The 17,639-nt window shown below is 45.7% G+C and carries 15 protein-coding genes and 1 tRNA gene; 2 read left to right on the forward strand and 14 right to left on the reverse strand.

Features of this window, described 5'->3' with window-relative positions; genetic code table 11:
* Positions 1-182: 182 nt before the first annotated feature.
* Both ACE04G_RS07130 and clpP read left to right on the forward strand, forming a co-directional pair.
* A tRNA-Arg gene (locus tag ACE04G_RS07130) sits at positions 183-257 on the forward strand.
* Between the two features lie 176 nt (positions 258-433).
* Positions 434-1,030, forward strand: a complete 597-nt coding sequence (gene clpP / locus ACE04G_RS07135; protein ID WP_017691245.1) for an ATP-dependent Clp endopeptidase proteolytic subunit ClpP — start codon at positions 434-436, stop codon at positions 1,028-1,030.
* Positions 1,031-1,204: 174 nt separating this feature from the next.
* Here clpP and ACE04G_RS07140 read toward each other — a convergent pair whose 3' ends face one another.
* The 14 genes from ACE04G_RS07140 to ACE04G_RS07205 form a co-directional block, all read right to left on the reverse strand.
* Entirely contained in the window at positions 1,205-2,302 is a 1,098-nt protein-coding gene (locus tag ACE04G_RS07140; RefSeq protein WP_221822452.1) for a stalk domain-containing protein, read from the reverse strand.
* A 387-nt stretch (positions 2,303-2,689) separates the two neighbouring features.
* Positions 2,690-3,442 carry an SIMPL domain-containing protein gene (locus ACE04G_RS07145; RefSeq protein WP_074092967.1) on the reverse strand — a complete coding sequence of 251 codons (753 nt, stop codon included), beginning with the start codon at positions 3,440-3,442 and terminating at the stop codon, positions 2,690-2,692.
* Between the two features lie 156 nt (positions 3,443-3,598).
* Positions 3,599-3,868: an HPr family phosphocarrier protein gene (locus ACE04G_RS07150; RefSeq protein WP_017691248.1), complete on the reverse strand. Its 270-nt coding sequence runs from the start codon at positions 3,866-3,868 to the stop codon at positions 3,599-3,601.
* 254 nt (positions 3,869-4,122) lie between these two features.
* Entirely contained in the window at positions 4,123-5,061 is a 939-nt protein-coding gene (whiA, locus tag ACE04G_RS07155; RefSeq protein ID WP_091038642.1) for a DNA-binding protein WhiA, read from the reverse strand.
* A gap of 6 nt (positions 5,062-5,067) precedes the next feature.
* Positions 5,068-6,054 carry a gluconeogenesis factor YvcK family protein gene (locus ACE04G_RS07160; protein ID WP_017691250.1) on the reverse strand — a complete coding sequence of 329 codons (987 nt, stop codon included), beginning with the start codon at positions 6,052-6,054 and terminating at the stop codon, positions 5,068-5,070.
* A gap of 13 nt (positions 6,055-6,067) precedes the next feature.
* Entirely contained in the window at positions 6,068-6,967 is a 900-nt protein-coding gene (gene rapZ, locus ACE04G_RS07165; protein WP_017691251.1) for an RNase adapter RapZ, read from the reverse strand.
* 51 nt (positions 6,968-7,018) lie between these two features.
* Complete coding sequence (locus ACE04G_RS07170) at positions 7,019-7,969, reverse strand: ROK family glucokinase (protein WP_062837749.1); 951 nt, start codon at positions 7,967-7,969, stop codon at positions 7,019-7,021.
* Between the two features lie 444 nt (positions 7,970-8,413).
* The gene (locus ACE04G_RS07175) at positions 8,414-9,445 is read right to left on the reverse strand and encodes an AI-2E family transporter (protein WP_036616412.1); all 1,032 of its coding nucleotides are present in this window, start codon (positions 9,443-9,445) and stop codon (positions 8,414-8,416) included.
* Between the two features lie 161 nt (positions 9,446-9,606).
* The gene (gene trxB / locus ACE04G_RS07180; RefSeq protein WP_091012024.1) at positions 9,607-10,566 is read right to left on the reverse strand and encodes a thioredoxin-disulfide reductase; all 960 of its coding nucleotides are present in this window, start codon (positions 10,564-10,566) and stop codon (positions 9,607-9,609) included.
* A 173-nt stretch (positions 10,567-10,739) separates the two neighbouring features.
* Positions 10,740-12,473: a tetratricopeptide repeat protein gene (locus ACE04G_RS07185; protein ID WP_221822454.1), complete on the reverse strand. Its 1,734-nt coding sequence runs from the start codon at positions 12,471-12,473 to the stop codon at positions 10,740-10,742.
* A gap of 258 nt (positions 12,474-12,731) precedes the next feature.
* A complete protein-coding gene (locus tag ACE04G_RS07190; RefSeq protein WP_339306422.1) occupies positions 12,732-14,483 on the reverse strand; it encodes a hypothetical protein in 1,752 nt (583 codons plus the stop codon).
* Positions 14,484-14,747: 264 nt separating this feature from the next.
* Positions 14,748-15,698 carry a sugar phosphate isomerase/epimerase family protein gene (locus ACE04G_RS07195; RefSeq protein WP_221822458.1) on the reverse strand — a complete coding sequence of 317 codons (951 nt, stop codon included), beginning with the start codon at positions 15,696-15,698 and terminating at the stop codon, positions 14,748-14,750.
* Positions 15,699-15,756: 58 nt separating this feature from the next.
* Positions 15,757-16,629: a carbohydrate ABC transporter permease gene (locus ACE04G_RS07200; RefSeq protein WP_076216878.1), complete on the reverse strand. Its 873-nt coding sequence runs from the start codon at positions 16,627-16,629 to the stop codon at positions 15,757-15,759.
* A 70-nt stretch (positions 16,630-16,699) separates the two neighbouring features.
* Positions 16,700-17,599, reverse strand: coding sequence for an ABC transporter permease (locus ACE04G_RS07205; RefSeq protein ID WP_221822461.1), 900 nt, complete (start codon positions 17,597-17,599; stop codon positions 16,700-16,702).
* Between the last annotated feature and the right edge of the window lie 40 nt (positions 17,600-17,639).

The following is a 17,639-nucleotide window of genomic DNA, read 5'->3' on the forward strand; positions in this document are numbered from 1 at the left end:
ATCGCTCAGAATCACATTTCATACGGCATGTCCAAAACCTCTAATAGCATTTACTTAAATGCACTCTTTATCCACTCTTCTTCATCATGATCATTTTTAGGTTAATCCAAACCAATACCACAACGAACTGCTTGCAATTAAATATTTCATGAGCTATAATCATTATTGCTGTCACATAATGTGCGCCCGTGGTCCAATGGATATGACGTAGGCCTCCGAAGCCTGAGATCCAAGTTCGATTCTTGGCGGGCGCGCCATTTTTATTTAACAGCTCATAACCCATTTAACCAATGAAACCGGAAAGGTTTCTTTTTTTTGCAAGTTAGTTTGACTTTCTTTGACTTTTTGTTTGGAATTGTTTATTATGTGGGTAATACGGTAACAGTTTAAGTATAAACACCAATAACATTTACATTCCGAGGAGGTTTTTCACGTGAGTTTTATTCCAATGGTCGTTGAACAGAGCAACCGGGGTGAGCGCGCCTACGACATCTACTCCAGATTGCTGAAGGATCGTATTATTTTCCTTGGTAGCGATGTTAATGACGTAGTGGCTAATGCCATTATGGCACAGATGTTGTTCCTGGCTGCGGAAGATCCGGAGAAAGACATTCACTTATACATCAACAGCCCAGGCGGATCGATTACAGCCGGTATGGCGATTTACGATACAATGCAATTCATCAAACCGGATGTATCTACCATCTGTGTAGGTATGGCGGCTTCCATGGGTGCATTCTTGTTGAATGCCGGTGCAAAAGGTAAACGTTTTGCATTACCAAACAGTGAAATTATGATTCACCAACCACTTGGTGGTGCACAAGGTCAGGCTTCTGACATCGAAATCCGTGCTCGTCGCATTTTGAAAATGCGTGATACGTTGAACCGCATCATCTCTGAGCGTTCAGGTCAACCGCTGGAGCGGATTGAGAAAGATACAGATCGTGACTACTTCATGAGTGCTGCTGAAGCCGCCGATTACGGTATCATTGATAAAGTTATCGAAAACGTAGGATCACAAGGCATCTAAGTGTGACGTAGACCACGGTCTATGCGTTAACATCATCAACACCCGCGTAATCAGCAACACTTCGTGTGTTGTCTATACGAGAAGAAGCCCTCATCATGATCATGATGAGGGCTTCTTTTTTTCATTTTATAAGGAATAAGGAAGATAACTTAAGAGTGCATAATAATGATTTCTTTATTTGGTTTTAGATACATTACTGAAAGGTTCTGTGCCTTTAGGGAGAAGCTCTTTATACGTAAATGGCATTTCAGGGAATCCCTCTGCGTACGCCGTATATTCATACAACTGGAAGAACACGACTACACCCGTTGGTGTCACATAGAAATCTTGATCTTTATTCAATCCTTTGTAACCGTCGAGGTATCCACCGCGGGCTTTCAGTTGTTCACCCACTTTTTTACTCAACGTCTCGCGCATGGTTTTATTATTTTGCAGCACATCATCTAACGTAAGCTCCTTGCCTGTGTCCAGTGCAAAGGTGTGGCCCGTACGGTATGTCATACCATGAGCGCCAGCATAATCCTCGTATCGTTGTGTAATGAGTCCCAGCACGCCTTTTTCGTTGTACGTTACTACATAGGAGCTCTCAAATGCATATGGACGGTTGGCTGTTGCACCGCCGAATTCAGATGTCTGTTTCTTGAAGTCAGTTACATAAGCATCCACTTCATCTTTCAGCACTTTGTTAATCGCCGCTTCAGCTTCTTTGCTGGCAAGTCCACTCACCTGCGGATATTGAACATCTACTTCGGCATTTTTCACAGTGACATTAACTGTTGCCGCTTTAATTTTTACGTTATTTTGTTTCACCTTGCTGAGTGTCAACGTTTTGGTTTTGCCATCCCAGTTCCCCTGTACACCCAGATAATCTCTCATTGCTGAGAATGGAATATACAATCTGCCGTTGATCAGCTTTGCGTCCACTTGAGGATAATAGTTGTTAATTCGAACACTCGGTTCGCCATCCGATAGGCTGATCGTCATCGTGTTATTGGCTGCTGTCAAAGCGTACTCTTTGGTTTTGGCATCATATTTCAGCGTTCCACCTGCCACATCTTTAACTGCCGTAAGAGATACCCAAGTTGAGCCACCTTGAAGAAGTCCTTTTTGAGTCAGTGTTTTCCCACCCGATTTCAGAGTTACCTCAGCTGGGGTTGTCACTTTAGAGGATACCGATGCTGCCTGAACCGAGCTGTCCTGCCACACCGAACCGCTACCTACAATAATTCCTGCCGCAAGCAATGCACTTGTCCATTTTTTCCATGATGTCATATATAAAACTCCTCTCTGAATTCACAATTAGGGATCATTGCGTATGTAATCCTGACCTGATCGCATATCTCATACGCTCACCTCTCTATTATAATTAACCCGATTTCGGAAAGGTTTACAGCTCGAGTTACAATGTTGATGAATATCAGGCGGAAAATATATGGGGATATGACCTTTTTGTCACGAACAACTATACAAAAAAGATACCAATATACAGCATTTCATGTTGCTTCAAAAAGGTACCCTCCTATCTAACTTCATCAAAGTTTGCCTTTCCAACAAAAAAAGACTCTGTCCACAGGACAAAGTCTTTGTCATTATTCCGTTGTACCCTTCAAATAACACTTGAAAAGGTTACTTGAGCTTACAATCCTAGTTGCCTCTTGTTTATTTCATTTCATACGTGATATTCAGGATTGTGCTTACTTTAACCTGGCCTGTTTCAATCTCAGTGCCACCTGCTGTATCTTGTGCTTTGGACATTAATGCCTCACTTGCATAGAACACAGGCACATTGGCATCACCTTGGCTTACGGAAAGAACAGCACCCAGTTGACGTTTAACTGCTTTTGCAATGGCGCCAGCTTTCACATCTGCATTGGCAACAGCCTTCTCAATCACTTGGGACTCATAACTTTCCGGGTTTTCTACAGTAAAGCGCACATTTTCAATATTGTTGGCACCCGCACCCGAAGCAGCATCGAGCAACTCGCCGATCTTGTCCATCTCACGATATGTGACAGTCAGCGTATGATGCGCTGTATATCCTTTAATTTGTTGTCCGTCTTTTTCGCTATACGTATAGTTGGGTTGTACAGAGAACTGACTCGTTTGAATGTCGTCTGCACTGATCTTCCACGTATTCTTCAGCAAGTTGGATACCTTTTGAACTTTGGCAGCATTCGCTTTTTGAGCAGATGCAGCTGTCTCTGCAGTACTGTTCACACCAATGGACAGATACGCGATATCAGGCTTCACTTGAATCTCACCTTTACCCACAACATTAATCACATTCTGTTGTACTCCCTGAACCTCTGCAGCGTAAGCATAGTTACCTGGTGCAACCCATGCCGTTCCTCCAACAAGCAACGTACTTGCCACCAGCACCGCACCAAACGGTTTCATCCATTGTTTACCCATTACGATAGCCTCCTTATGTGTTAACATCTCAAACTTTAAACGATTTGATACCTTAACAGACGGGACAAATTCCATAATGTTGCACTTGACGATAGCATAAACGTGAAAAACGCAAAAAAGCCCCTTTCGGGACTTCTTCATTGGATTGATCATATCTTATTGGTTTTCGAGCTCTTCCTTGCTTACCAGACTAACTAAAGCGTTTACAGCCTGTTCGGCATCCGCGCCTTCTGCACTAATCTGGATTTCCGTACCTGTGCTAATCGCAAGGCTCATGATCCCCATGATACTTTTTGCATTAACTTTTTTGTCGTCCTTCTCGACGAACACTTCAGACGAGTACTTATTCGCTTCTTGAACGAACAGTGCCGCAGGTCTGGCATGGAGACCCGTTTTCAAACGGACAACTACCGGGTGCTTTGTCATGGAAACTTACCCCCTATTATGAAATCTGGACATTAAATACACAATTATATTTATACAACATTATACCATTAACCCGTGCAGGACACTAGAAGAAAAAACTCAGGGTGCTTTGATGGACATTATCTTGCCCTATTTCATCTTTTGCACAGCGCATCCAATATCCTAAATAAGTCCTCTAGACCCTTAACGGTTGACTTTCCCGACCTTTCTGTTCAGCAGAAACAGCCGACCTTGTTACTTTACCCTACTCCGTCTTAACCATAACGTTCTGTGCGTACTTTCTCAGCCAGCTCATCAATTTTACGAAGCCGATGGTTCACTCCTGACTTGCTAACTGTACCTTTAAGGAGTTCGCCCACTTCCTTCAAATTGATATCTGGATGAGCCAGTCGAACCTCCGCCACTTCGCGAAGCTTCTCAGGCAGCGACTCCAGACCAACTTCCTTTTGCAATAACCGAATATTATCGATTTGTCTTACCGCCGCTCCAATGGTTTTGTTCAGGTTGGCGGTCTCACAATTGACAATTCGGTTAACGGAGTTACGCATGTCTCGCATAATTCGTACATCTTCAAACTTGAACAAGGCCTGATGAGCACCAATGATGCTGAGCAGCTCAATGATTTTCTCGCCTTCCTTAATGTATAGGATGAATCCTTTTTTCCGTTCTATACACCGGGCATTCAGATGAAATTCATTGGCCAGGTCAACGAGTGCCTGACAGTGCTCTTCATACATGGACGCAATCTCCAGATGGTACGAGGAGCCTTCCGGATTATTAACCGATCCACCGGCCAGAAATGCACCGCGAAGATAGGCCCGTTTACAACAGTTCTGCTGAAACAACTCCGTATTAATTCCTGGCGTAAACAGAAAACCTTCCGATACAATATGAAGACTGTTGAGAATCTCCTGTACCATGGTTGGAATACGAACAATATATACATTGTTCTTTTTCAGCCGCATTTTTTTGCGGACCAGTAATTCCGTATGCACTTGAAAATGCTTTTTAAGCAGAGAGTATGCCCGTCTTGCAATGGCGGCATTCTCCGTCGAAATATCCAAGATCACTTTTTTATTCGATAACTGCACTGCACCAAGCATACGGATGAGGGCTGAAAGTTCCGCCTTTTCGCAGCACGGTTCGCTCTCGATCATGGTTAACTCTTTTTTGGTCTGTGCTGCAAACGACATGGGACTTCACCTCTTCCGTAACATCCAATTTTGTACCAGTTGGTAGATGTGATGACTCAACTTGTCGGCATCATGACGCAGATAGGTTTTGAACAGAACAAGGGTATCTGCAACCACCTGATAGCCGGCACTTTCGAGTACATTCATATCCAGTACAACCGGTTTTGCTCCTTTTTCCGCATACTTATTCTGCACTTGCAGCGGAATATCACCATTATTTACGATAACATAGTCGAAGAGCTGATGACCTATATGCTCGTGTACCGCCTTAAGGTGGTCACTTACCGTATAGTTATCTGTTTCTCCCGGCTGTGTCATAACATTACAGATAAACATCTTCACCGCATCAGCCTCTACCACAGCCTCAGCCAGCTTAGGTACGAGCAGATTGGGAAGGATGCTTGTATAGAGGCTGCCCGGCCCGATTAGAATGGCGTCAGCTTGACGAATGGCCTCTACTGCCTCTGGCAACGGCTCCACGTGATCCGGTTCAAGGAAAACACGTTTGATGCGTCCACCCGCCTCAGGGATTTTGGACTCACCTGTAATAATTGTCCCATCTTCCATCTCCGCATGCAACACAACGGCCTGACCGGCTGCTGGCAACACCTCACCTCGAACGGCAAACACGCGGCTAAGCTCCCGCACTGCGGTCACAAAGTCGCCCGAAATATCCGTCATTGCAGCCAAAATCAAATTCCCCAAGCTGTGGCCTGCAAGCCCCGCGCCTGTGTTGAAACGATACTTTAACATATCTGAAAGCAATGGTTCTACATCAGCCAGTGCCGTAAGCACGTTGCGAATGTCGCCCGGAGGCGGCATCTGTAGCTCATTGCGCAGGATGCCTGAACTTCCACCGTCATCTGCAACTGTGACGATGGCCGTGATATCCAGCGGCTTTTCTTTCAAACCGCGCAACATCACGGATAATCCGGTTCCGCCGCCCATTACAACTATTCTCGGACGTTCTCTTCGTGGTCCGGCCTCTTTCATCCCTTCACCCTCTTCAATGACGGTCCCGGTCAGCGTCGCGATGGCTCACGGTGACAGCTTCTGTCTCGCTGCTTCCCAACATCTTGCCCAAATATTCCGATATTGCTACCGAACGATGCTTGCCTCCGGTACAGCCGATTCCAATAATAACCTGGCTTTTGCCTTCCTTCCGGTATTGCGGAATCAGGAAATGCAGCATATCCAGCAGTTTCGTCAGAAAGGCCTGTGTCTCTGGCCATTTCATGACATATTCATAGACATCACTATTCTGCCCCGTATTCGGACGCAAATGATCAATATAATGCGGATTCGGTAAAAAACGTACATCAAACACGAGATCAGCATCAATCGGAATGCCATATTTGAATCCAAACGACGTAATATTCACCGACAGCATTTGGCTTTCCAGATGAGAAAAGCGGGATATGATGCGTTCTTTCAGTTGAGCAGGCTTCATTGTGCTTGTATTCAGTACCTGAGTCGCAGAGTTTTTGAGTTCCTCCAACATCTTGCGTTCCAGTCGGATGCCGTCCAGCGGCATGCCCTCAGGAGCCAGTGGATGTCTGCGCCTACTTTCTTTGTAACGCTGAACAAGTACAGAATCTGTAGCATCCAGGAATAAAATCTCGCAATGAATGGTAAAATGATCTTTAATATAGTTCAAAGACTCGGACAGAGCCGTAAAGAATTCACGCCCGCGCAGATCGATAACCAATGCAACCTTACCAATCTTGCCGTTTGACTGTTCAATTAGTTCCGCAAATTTCGGAATCAATACCGGCGGCAGATTATCCACACAGAAGAAACCCAGATCCTCCAGGCTTTGTACTGCAATGGTTTTACCTGCTCCGGACATACCCGTAATGATAATGAGCGTGGCGCCTGTGCCTGGTGAGCCTTCACCTTCAAGCATAAATGTCCCCTCCTTATCATATTGCTGTCTTCATATATTGTTACGAGGTCACTAGGAACGCAAGAGAAGACCTGCCGCACCTACAATACCTGCATTATTACCAAGTGTAGCTTCCAGAATCTGAACCCCTTCTTGGAGTGGTTCCGGTGTCAACTTAGCAAATACGGTACGGATTTCATCGAACAAGAAATTACCTGCTTTGGATACGCCACCACCAATGATGAACATCTCCGGGTTAATGACAGCCGCTACAGTAGCCATGGACTTGCCCAGGTAGAAGGCCGCACGATTCACAATGCGCTGTGCCACTTCATCGCCTGCCTTGGCAGCATCAAATACTTCTTTGGCTGCAATCTTGTCGACGAGAGCCAGTGACGTATGATCACCACGTTCTACTGCATCCTTTGCCATACGGATAATACCCGTTGCAGACGATACTGTTTCTACACATCCCATTTTACCACAACCGCACTTGATGGCCTCCAGATCAGGTACAACACTGATATGACCCAGTTCTCCCGCCATACCGGAGAAACCCTGATAGATGTTGCCATTCAAGATCAAGCCTCCGCCAACACCCGTACCGAGTGTATAACATACGCAGTTGTCTACGCCTTTGCCAGCACCTGCCCATACTTCACCCAGTGCAGCCACGTTTGCATCGTTATCTATTTTGATTGGCTTGCCCAGACGTTCCTCCAGAATCGAACGAATGGCCACATTCCGAAATCCGATGTTAGGGGCATGAACGATAATTCCCTCGCGTACATTCGTGAAACCGGCCACTCCAGCACCTACACCCTCAAGCTGTTCCCAGCTGTACGGTGATTCGGCTACGATATGTCGGACATACTTCTCGATGTTGGCGATGACCGTGTCTACGCCCTTATCCACTTCAGTCGGTCCTTCATACGTATGCATTAGCTGACCTTGTTCATCGCATATACCGACCTTGATTGCTGTTCCGCCGAGATCGACCCCAACGTAGATTTTCTCAGACATGCTGCAAGCCACCTTTATCTATCTAAAATAGTTTAAGTCCTACGTACCAACTATAATTGAAGGATACGCCTGGGTCAAGACGATAAGAGCTTGTATACATCATGCTTCACCAGGGTTGTGAACCACATCACATAGCATTTTTGAATACGTATACATCCTCATTACCTTCATTTATAAACGCACGCTTTATTCCTTCCTCCATAACAGAGGAAGCCTCAACTCATGATATTGCATCTTCACTCGTTCCATTCATAAAAGATCAACATCGTCCCCTCATAGTGGTGACTCGTCTTATGCACCCGCCACCTGTCATTCTCATGCAGAAAGTTATCTAATGACGGTATTGCCAACAAAAAAGTGCCTTCTACATATAGAAGGCACCCTTACTTTTATGAAAATTCTGAAGTTGTAGAATTGGGGTTAAACTCAGTTGATTTTTCTGCGTTATAACTTCGTTTCCACACGTACCGGCTCTTCTGTCTTCTCCATCTTGTTCACATCCAGAATATCGAGCAGGAAGACAAAGATCGGAATACCAATGATCAGTCCCCAGATCCCCAGGAAGTGTTGCGACAGAATTAGTACGATAAAGGTGTAGAACATTGGCAATTTGGTCTTGTGTGCCATCAGTTTTGGATTCAGGAAGTACGTCTCCAAAGCATGAATAACAATAATCATGATAATTACAATAATGCTTAATTTCAGTCCACCCATCTGATACCCGATCAGACAGAGCGGTACAAGTGAGATGATAACTCCCGCAACGGGAACCAGACTGAGCATGAACACCAGAATAGTCAGAGCGAACAGATACGGGAAGCCCAGAATCCATAAGCCAAGTATCGTCAGCACCGTATTAAACACCGCAATAAGAAGCTGTGCCTCAATGACTTTACCAAAAGAAGACACGAATTTGTCTCCCAGATAAGCCACTTCATTGTAGAACCATCCAATTTTACTTGTTTTGAACTTGGACGTGAACTTGGATATCTCCTGCTTCTGCAACAAGAAGAACAGACTCAGAATGATGACGAGCAGAATAAACTCCAGCCATTTGCTCAAAGCGAAAATATATTTCAATGCATCATTGGTGTAATTTTTAATATCGAAGGATTGAAGATAACCCGCAATTTTGGATGCAAAATTATCACCGTCTGCACTATCCAGAAATTTCATAATCTCGTTGGTCAACTGAACGACCTGATCCACGATCCGTGGTGAATATCTGGATATGCCAAGCACAATGACTGCGATCACGATCATATAGAGCAGAATGACCACAACTTTATAATTGATCGGAAACAATCGATTCAGACCACCTGTAATGAAATGCTGTAACCTGTTCATGACATATGTCACCAGGAACAACAGCAGAATCATGTGCAGCATACTCCCCATACTGAACAAAATTAAACAGAACAAGAGCAAGATCAAAAACCGTCTCACTGTCGCATTCTGTAACCAATCTTTTATCATTTCCCCCAAAATCTTCACCTCACAGCTAATATGCCCTATATGTATACGAACTCATGCCCACTGTAGTTTCAAAAAAAGAGAAGCCTTCCGGCTTCTCTCATTCATGAGACTTCCCGTTGTCTCTTATTCCTAACATATGCCTAACCTCAAGCATGTAATGCTTATTTATCCAACGTTTCGCTCCAATCATGAACAATGCTTCCTTCAAGGAACTTCTCACAATCCATCGCGGCCATACATCCTGATCCTGCAGCTGTAATAGCTTGACGATACTTCGTATCTTGAACATCACCACAGGCGAATACACCCGGAATATTGGTCTCCGTTGTTCCCGGTTTAACGACAACATAGCCATGTTCGTCCAGAGTGATCGCATTCCCAAGGAATCCTGTATTCGGTGTGTGACCAATGGCAACGAATACACCATCTGCTTCGAGCAACTCTTCCTGCCCCGTTTCGTTGTTGCGCACCTTCAGTCCTTTGACACCCAAAGCTTCTGGTACGACCTCGAGTGGAGTACGGTTCAGCGCCCACTTCACCTTTTCATTGCTGCGAGCCCGATCCTGCATAATCTTGGATGCACGCAATTCATCCCGGCGGTGAACCAATGTCACGTCTGTTGCAAAACGAGTCAGGAAACTCGCCTCCTCCATCGCGGAGTCTCCGCCGCCCACGACCACGATTTTTTTGCCTCGGAAGAAGAAGCCGTCACATGTCGCGCATGTACTTACACCACGTCCCACATTTTCCTGCTCACCCGGAATACCGAGATAACGAGCGGAAGCACCTGTGGAGATAATGATCGATTCAGCTTCCAGTTCACCAATTCCTCCAACTTTTACCTTGAAGGGTGGTTTGCTGAAATCAACCTCTTCTACCCAACCGTTTTTGAATTCTGCTCCAAAACGTTCAGCTTGCTTACGCATGTTGTCCATCAGTTCCGGACCCATGATACCTTGCGGGAAACCGGGGAAATTCTCAACTTCCGTTGTCGTCGTCAATTGACCACCCGGCTGAAGACCTTCGATAACCAGTGGTTTCAGATTAGCACGAGCCAGATATATCGCTGCTGTCAGACCCGCAGGTCCCGTTCCGATCACAATCGTTCTGTATTTAGACATATAGATACAGCCTCCTTAATTAAGGTGAGAATGTGTTGTACTAGCGATGAACTTGCCAAGATGATATCCTACAGGCGTTTACGAGGCCCATTCGTTAAGTTTACCCGTTTTCCCGGTTGTTGTATCCTTCACCTGATGATGTCTTTCTGAAAACGAGTTAAAGCGAACTTTTTCTATACAAGTGGTGGCTTGCTGTTACAAACCGAATGAATCTGTTTAGCATACTTGCTAACCGTTGATGCCGATATCCCATACCGCTCAGCAATGCTTTGATAGGTAACGGGCCGTCTGTGATTCTTCGCTGCCAAATATTCCAGTCCTGCAGCCCAACCCTCAATCTGCTTCGTACCTGGAACCTCCGGATGTACCCGGGATACATAATCCGTCCAGAGCCGTTCCATCTCTTGCTGCAACTCAGCCTTGGCTTCAGACATCTGTAACGCACGATCAACAACAGCCTGCCAATGGGAGGTTGATCCATTGTCCGATTGCTCTGAAGTGGATTGAACCTTCCCAATAGACTTCAAGGCTACAGGAGAAAAGGGACGAACCACCTGAGAATTCCGATCCTCTTGTTCAGCCGATTTCAATCCGTTCAGTACAGCTTGTGCTGCCTCAAGCAGATCCTGTTCTTCTCCTGGCTCTTCAATAAAGGATTGCAGAGCCTGTTGCACCTCATAGTCACCGATCATCCCAAGCGCATGAATTACCTGTAGCTTGGTTGCCCGATCACCATGACGCAATGCCCAGAAGAAAGATGAGCGAATCAGTGGATCATTTTTCATTTCTTCAGGTATGCCACTACCATAGTTCTCCCACTGTCTGAACTGCTCATCAAATGGCAGATGATAGTGATAACTCAGCTTCTCTGGCTCTTGCTCGCCTTGTCTTACAGCCTTAAGACCTGACAGATAATACCGGGATACTTCGGAACCCGGATCAAGCTTGGACACATGATGCCATAAACGCTCAGCAGCATCGTACCGTTCTGTATTATAAGCCGCCACGGCTGCATAGTGAGCAAGTGCCGGATCAGCAGCTGTCTCTTCGTCCTTGAGCAAACGCCGGAAGTGAACATAAGCCGTATCGTGTTGGCCCAGAATTCCCATTGTTGTCGCCAGTTTGTAGACTTGTTCGTGCTGAAATGGCACGATGACCCGCAATTTTTTGATCAGAAGCAGCACTTGATCAGCCCGGTTCTCATTTTGATGGAAAATGGCCAGATTACAGAGTGCATGCAGATTACCTGGTTCCTGTTCAAGCACTTCGGCAATGGTCTCTTTTGCTTTGGGAAACAGGCCCATATAATAGTAGGCGAGTGCCAGATTGTTACGGGCAGCCAAGTAATCAGGATAATCAGAAGACATGCCTTCGAGCAATTCAGCAGCCTGTGCAAATTTCCCTTCTTCCAGCAGTTCCCGTGCCTGATCGTGCTCCACTACACCTTTGCGTGATTTGATTCGATTCAGTTTGGTCGGACGATCCAGCTCATAGTACAGAAGCTCCATCATCTCTTCGGCTTCCGTCATGAACTGACCTTGGGTGTCCTCCTCCAGATAGGTAACAAGTGCTTGCTCGGCTTCCTCAAACCGATCCATATTTGCATAATTGTTCGCCATATAAAAATAGCATTCCGTCATTGACGGATCTACCACTTCCAGCACGTTAGCCAGAATGGCATTGGAGGCTTCGTAATCCCCCTTCTCCGATAATATACCCGCCATATTGCAATGATTTACCGGATTTTCCGGTTCGTATTCAACAGCTTTGCGAAAATATTTTAATGCCTTGTCGACATGATTTCGGTCCAGCGAGCGGACAGCTCTTTCAAAGAAGAAAGAAGCATCCAAGTGAATCGGTATAATATTGGCAAGGTGTCCCTCAGCCCGCACTAGCTTGCCCTTCATCTTCCAAGGCACCTCCTCTTTGCATTTCATTCATACTCTTCAGTATACCACATCTTAAGGCCCACTTCTCAATATGTAGTTTCATGTCGTTTATGAAAAAAATGCAAATAAAGACGACATTCCATCATACACGGATGAAATGCCATCTTTATTTTTTGTAAACAGATAATACTCAGGTAACTACATCAATTGAAACTGCATTAGATCAACTAAAACGATAGACTTTGTTAACATCCGAAGAATAGAGTATCAATCGCTTTAATTTTTCAACGCCATCGAAGGTGAAAGTGAAATATGAAGGGTCTTATAAAAAGGCGTCATGAAATTGACCAGCACAACCTTGCATTTGTCCGGCAGTTTTGCCTCACGTACCGTTGCCGCCAGATGACCCAGTTCGCCCCCGGTGATCTCCAGCCAGTCTTCTCCGCAGGTATAGCGTAATGTACCGCCTTTCCACAAATAATGACCCTCACTCGTTTCAATCGAGTCTTCACAGATCAGCTCACCTTCGCTTCCGAATACAAAGGATAACTGCATCATGATGTCCGCCGGTTCCTGTCCAGATAGATGCATGCTCCATCCGTTTTCAGTTGGCAGTAATTCTGCTCCTACACGGAAGGTCTGCTCATGAGTAAGCTGACGACTCTGATGAGGTAACAAGTACCATGGACTGATGGCTGATGCAGCCGATTCTGGCAGCAGGTTTGCAGGGATTGGGCCGTAGTAACCTTTTTTCTGCTCACCAGTTAGTCGATACCCTTCGGACAACCTCGTCATTTGCTGCATAGGTACATACCCTGGATTAAAGTAAGAAGCCAGTTGCACAGCCAGCAGGCGCACCTTGCCATGACGAAGTGCGAAGAAAGAAGGAACTTCTGTCATCACAGTCACACTAGTAGCGCCATCCCGAATTCGAGCTACCGGAGCACCAAAATCCGTATGCATCCGACTGTGAGAGATACGTCCGTGATGTCCTATTAAATCCATCTGCTCCAGATATTCTCCCCGGAGAAAATGTTCATTCAGCATGACCTCATACTGTTCCGGTAATGCATCAGGTGCCTCAATTGTCTGCTGAAGCTCAGGCTCAAGCATCAACCGAATGAGCGTATTCACTGAGCAAACTCCCGGATCTGTTAATGTATCTCCCGCCCAGGCTGCCATGCCAGCAAAGAGTGGATCACCGTCCAACCGCGCCAGAATGGCATACGGCAGATAGTAAGGTGACAGATCATGAACACTGCCCAGATCCTGTCGACCTGAATAGTCCGTAACAATCTCACCTGTAGGATGCACAAGGTACACCATCATGCGAAGATTGAGCCTCACCGGTTCAAGCAGTTCAGGACGATTGAGCAGACGCGCTGCATGAATTAACATGATGTCGCTAACAGCGCTGTATATCCCATTGCTCCGCTCCGTCCACTCTCCATCGGGTGTAATATCCATGCCTTCATCCATCCACTGCTCTGCGCGCTGCACAGCTTCCTCCAGATCAAATAGTTCATGCAGGAAACCAAGCGCCGCGCATAGCACCCAGCGATGATTTGGCGTATGACAGCCTCCCGTTAGCATGGTTGGGATTGTCCGTTCCAGAAACAGCCTCATATTGTCCAATACAGGTTGCAGCGGCTCCCATTCCTGTTGCAGAAGAAGCTGATACAACTGCGAATACCCTACAACGACAAATGCAGTATCCGGAGGGGAATGGTAATTGGTCCAGCCAGGTGATATTGAGCCGTCTTCATGCTGGAAGCGAAGTACATATTCCGTAGCTAACAGCAGTCGATTTAACAATGCCTCATCCCGGTAATAGACGGAGTCCGGATTGGAGATCGCAGCTCCCCAGTAACACATATCCGTGGGCGTTCCTGTCGTATGGTTGACCCAGGCAACACCTGTGAAGGGATCAATTGTCCCTCCATAGTAACGGCTTTCCGGATCAAGCATTTGCCGGGTTATGCCTCTTTCTACCGCTCTGTCATTACTGTCCACCAGTTGTTTGTACATGTGCAGTCCCTCCATACCAATGCATTCTCCCGATGTGCAAAGTATGTTGCTTCAGCTCTTCGATTCAGACCGGGAGCTGCTTCCCATACCGCCCGTAACGTGAGTTCATTTTTTCTCGTCTGTATTTATCATATTTTTACAAAAGTCGCTAGAATTCCGTTCTTGTTTCACCAAACTTCATGTGATTTTCATCACCGAGAAAACCGCCGTTCAACACACGTTTTTAACACGCAGAATGTTCCTAACTTCACGGCTCCTATTCTGCTACTCTGCCAATCCAAGCTTCTTCATAAGCAAGTCATGACTCTCGTGGATCTCTTCTGGCTTACAGGCAGACTTTAACTCGTATACCTTCACCTGTGCCCGGCGAATCATAGGCAGATAGGCATCATAGAAATTCATGTCCTTACTGTGTACATAAGGGCACCAGTGGTCAGAGAGACCCAGTGTCTCATGAATATGAACACCAACGATATCATCCATCAGGCCCTGCATTTCCCCTACACTGTCATAGAGGCCCAGTCGATCCATCATGATGGCATGACCGGTATCGTACCAGATACCAACTGGAGCCCCTTTAAGGGCCGTGATGATGGTCTTCGCTTCGGCCAGGGTAGGAATCTGTTGTGGTCTGGATCTTGTCTCGATTCCGAAACGAACATCCAGACCTTTGGCTGCAGCTCGATTACAGACCTCATCCAGGCTAACAATAATCTTTTGTACATAATCAGAGCTGAGTGCCTCCCGCCGTTCCATCAGTTCTGCCCATTTGCTTTGATACTTCGGGGAATCCGGACCTTCCTCGTGATAGAGCTTTCCAAGATCTTTGCTGATATCCTCAGGAAAAGGTACTTCCCCAGGGTGTACGACTACAGCTTTAGCACCATAACGATGGGCACATTCTGCCGACTCAACAAGTAACTCTATTGCGCGCTGACGTTTAACCTCATCCTTGAATCCAAGCAGGACTGAATCCGTACCATAATCGGGATCAGGGTCATGTGGAAACGTATTATGGACACTGGAGATACCGATGTCTCCGCGTTCAATCATGGGCTCAATCGTCGTGAGCATTTCCTTCGTTACGTTATAGTTGAGTTCGACCTGGCGAAAGCCAAGTTCGGCAATCTCCCGAATCATGGCTTCCCCGACATCATGTTTTCGGATATTCCAGCATGTGGAGAACGAATATATACCCTTATCTATGTGCTGCATCTGTTTTCCTTCTCCTTCCCTCTGGCGAAATGGCTATAACTCTTGCACCAGCCTTAACTCAACCTTTTACCGCGCCAAGCATCGCACCACTGACAAAATACTTTTGCAGCCACGGATAGACGAGTAGAATCGGTACAGTTGCGAATACCACTGTTGCTGCCTTGAGACTTTCCGGAGTCAGTGGTGTGCGGTTAGCACCTTCCATTAATGTAAGCTCACTCACCATATTGTTTTGAACCATTTGGAAGAGCTTCAGTTGTAGTGGATACAACTTTGGATCATTAATATACAAAAGTGAATCTTGGAATCCATTCCAGCGACCAACCGCATAGAATAGCGCTAATGTGGCAAGTACAGGCATGGATAATGGCAGTATGATTTTGAATAGCGTGTGTACATGCGAGCTGCCGTCAATTTCTGCTGATTCTTCCAGACTTTCAGGAATGCCTCTGAAAAATGAGATCAGGATAATGAGGTTAAATGGACTAACCAGTCCTGGCAAGATCAGTGCCCAGACTGAATTGAGCATGTTTAGATCACGAATGAGCAAATACTCGGGGATCATCCCGCCACTGAAAAACATCGTAATGATGATGACATACATAAAGAGCTTGCGCCCTTTTAATTTTTTCTTGGTTAGCGGGTATGCAGCAGCAAGTGTGAATAACATACACAACACTGTAGTAGCCACTGTCAACACAGACGTAAAGCCCAATGAGTAGAGCATAGATTGATCAGAGAATACTTGAATATACGCATCCCAGTTAAATTCTTTAGGAAAAATGGTCACTTCTCCCGAAGTAATAGCCCGGTTAGAACTTAGAGATATCGCAATGGTGTGTAAAAATGGAGCCAGACAGAATATAACAAACAAACTGATAAAGGAGATATTAACGATATCAAAAATCCGATTTGAGGTGCGTTCACTCATATGCGCACAGCTCCTTTACTGATGGTCTATACATACAAGCCGATTGGCGTATCTTTCATGCTTTGATAACTTATAAGATGCCTTCGCCGGTTGCCTTTTTTGAAATATAGTTAGAGCCAAGTACAAAGATTAGCCCTACAACAGCCTGGAATAGTCCTACGACAGTTGCAAGCGTGTATTGTCCTGATTCAAGGCCGACCCTGTATACAAAGGTACTAAGTACATCAGAATATTCACGTACCGCTGTGTTACCGATAATATAAGGTCGATCAAAGCCAATGCTGACCATATGTCCGAGATTAAGAATGAGCAAGGTCACGATGGTTGGTTTGATACTTGGCAGCGTTATGTGCCAGATTCTCTTCAGCCGCGATGCTCCATCGATCTCAGCTGCTTCAAACAATTCCTTGTTGACGCCGGTTAATGCGGCCAGATATAGAATGGTTCCCCACCCTGCACTTTGCCAGACACCTGTGAATAGGTACGTCACAAGCCATGGATTTTTCTCTGTCAAAAATGGTATCGAATTAAAGCCCATACTCTCCAGTACACCGTTAACCATACCGGATTGATTACCGAACAATTGGTATACAATTCCCCCGATGATAACCCAGGAGATAAAGTGAGGAATGTACAGAATCGTTTGCGATATTTTTTTGAACCATTTGAATCGAACTTCATAGAGCATGATGGCCAATAAAATTGGAGCAGGGAACGAAACAAGCAGGTCGAGGAAATTTAGCATAAAGGTGTTTCGCAATGTGGTGTAGAAGTCCCTCATTCCAAATACTTCACGGAAAGCATCGAAACCGATCCACTCACTCCCGTTGATGCCCTGAAACAAGTTGAAATCCTTAAAAGCGATCTGAACCCCGTACATTGGGCCGTAACGAAAGATCAAGAAGTAGATCAGAGGCAGTGAGATGAGCGCATATAATTGCCAATACCTTTTCAAGTATGTGATGGTCAAGTCGGTTTCCTCCTATCAACAGAGAAACGGCTGTGGCGCC

The organism is Paenibacillus sp. AGC31, from assembly GCF_057334655.1.

What these genes read in the sequence shown, in the direction of transcription:
- ACE04G_RS07150 (WP_017691248.1), bottom strand. Translation starts at nt 3,868, where the DNA reads ATGACAAAGCACCCGGTAGTTGTCCGTTTGAAAACGGGTCTCCATGCC.
- ACE04G_RS07140 (WP_221822452.1), bottom strand. Translation starts at nt 2,302, where the DNA reads ATGACATCATGGAAAAAATGGACAAGTGCATTGCTTGCGGCAGGAATT.
- ACE04G_RS07160 (WP_017691250.1), bottom strand. Translation starts at nt 6,054, where the DNA reads ATGAAAGAGGCCGGACCACGAAGAGAACGTCCGAGAATAGTTGTAATG.
- rapZ (WP_017691251.1), bottom strand. Translation starts at nt 6,967, where the DNA reads ATGCTTGAAGGTGAAGGCTCACCAGGCACAGGCGCCACGCTCATTATC.
- ACE04G_RS07145 (WP_074092967.1), bottom strand. Translation starts at nt 3,442, where the DNA reads ATGGGTAAACAATGGATGAAACCGTTTGGTGCGGTGCTGGTGGCAAGT.
- whiA (WP_091038642.1), bottom strand. Translation starts at nt 5,061, where the DNA reads ATGTCGTTTGCAGCACAGACCAAAAAAGAGTTAACCATGATCGAGAGC.
- ACE04G_RS07170 (WP_062837749.1), bottom strand. Translation starts at nt 7,969, where the DNA reads ATGTCTGAGAAAATCTACGTTGGGGTCGATCTCGGCGGAACAGCAATC.
- ACE04G_RS07175 (WP_036616412.1), bottom strand. Translation starts at nt 9,445, where the DNA reads ATGATAAAAGATTGGTTACAGAATGCGACAGTGAGACGGTTTTTGATC.
- trxB (WP_091012024.1), bottom strand. Translation starts at nt 10,566, where the DNA reads ATGTCTAAATACAGAACGATTGTGATCGGAACGGGACCTGCGGGTCTG.
- ACE04G_RS07195 (WP_221822458.1), bottom strand. Translation starts at nt 15,698, where the DNA reads ATGCAGCACATAGATAAGGGTATATATTCGTTCTCCACATGCTGGAAT.
- ACE04G_RS07185 (WP_221822454.1), bottom strand. Translation starts at nt 12,473, where the DNA reads ATGAAGGGCAAGCTAGTGCGGGCTGAGGGACACCTTGCCAATATTATA.
- ACE04G_RS07200 (WP_076216878.1), bottom strand. Translation starts at nt 16,629, where the DNA reads ATGAGTGAACGCACCTCAAATCGGATTTTTGATATCGTTAATATCTCC.
- ACE04G_RS07190 (WP_339306422.1), bottom strand. Translation starts at nt 14,483, where the DNA reads ATGTACAAACAACTGGTGGACAGTAATGACAGAGCGGTAGAAAGAGGC.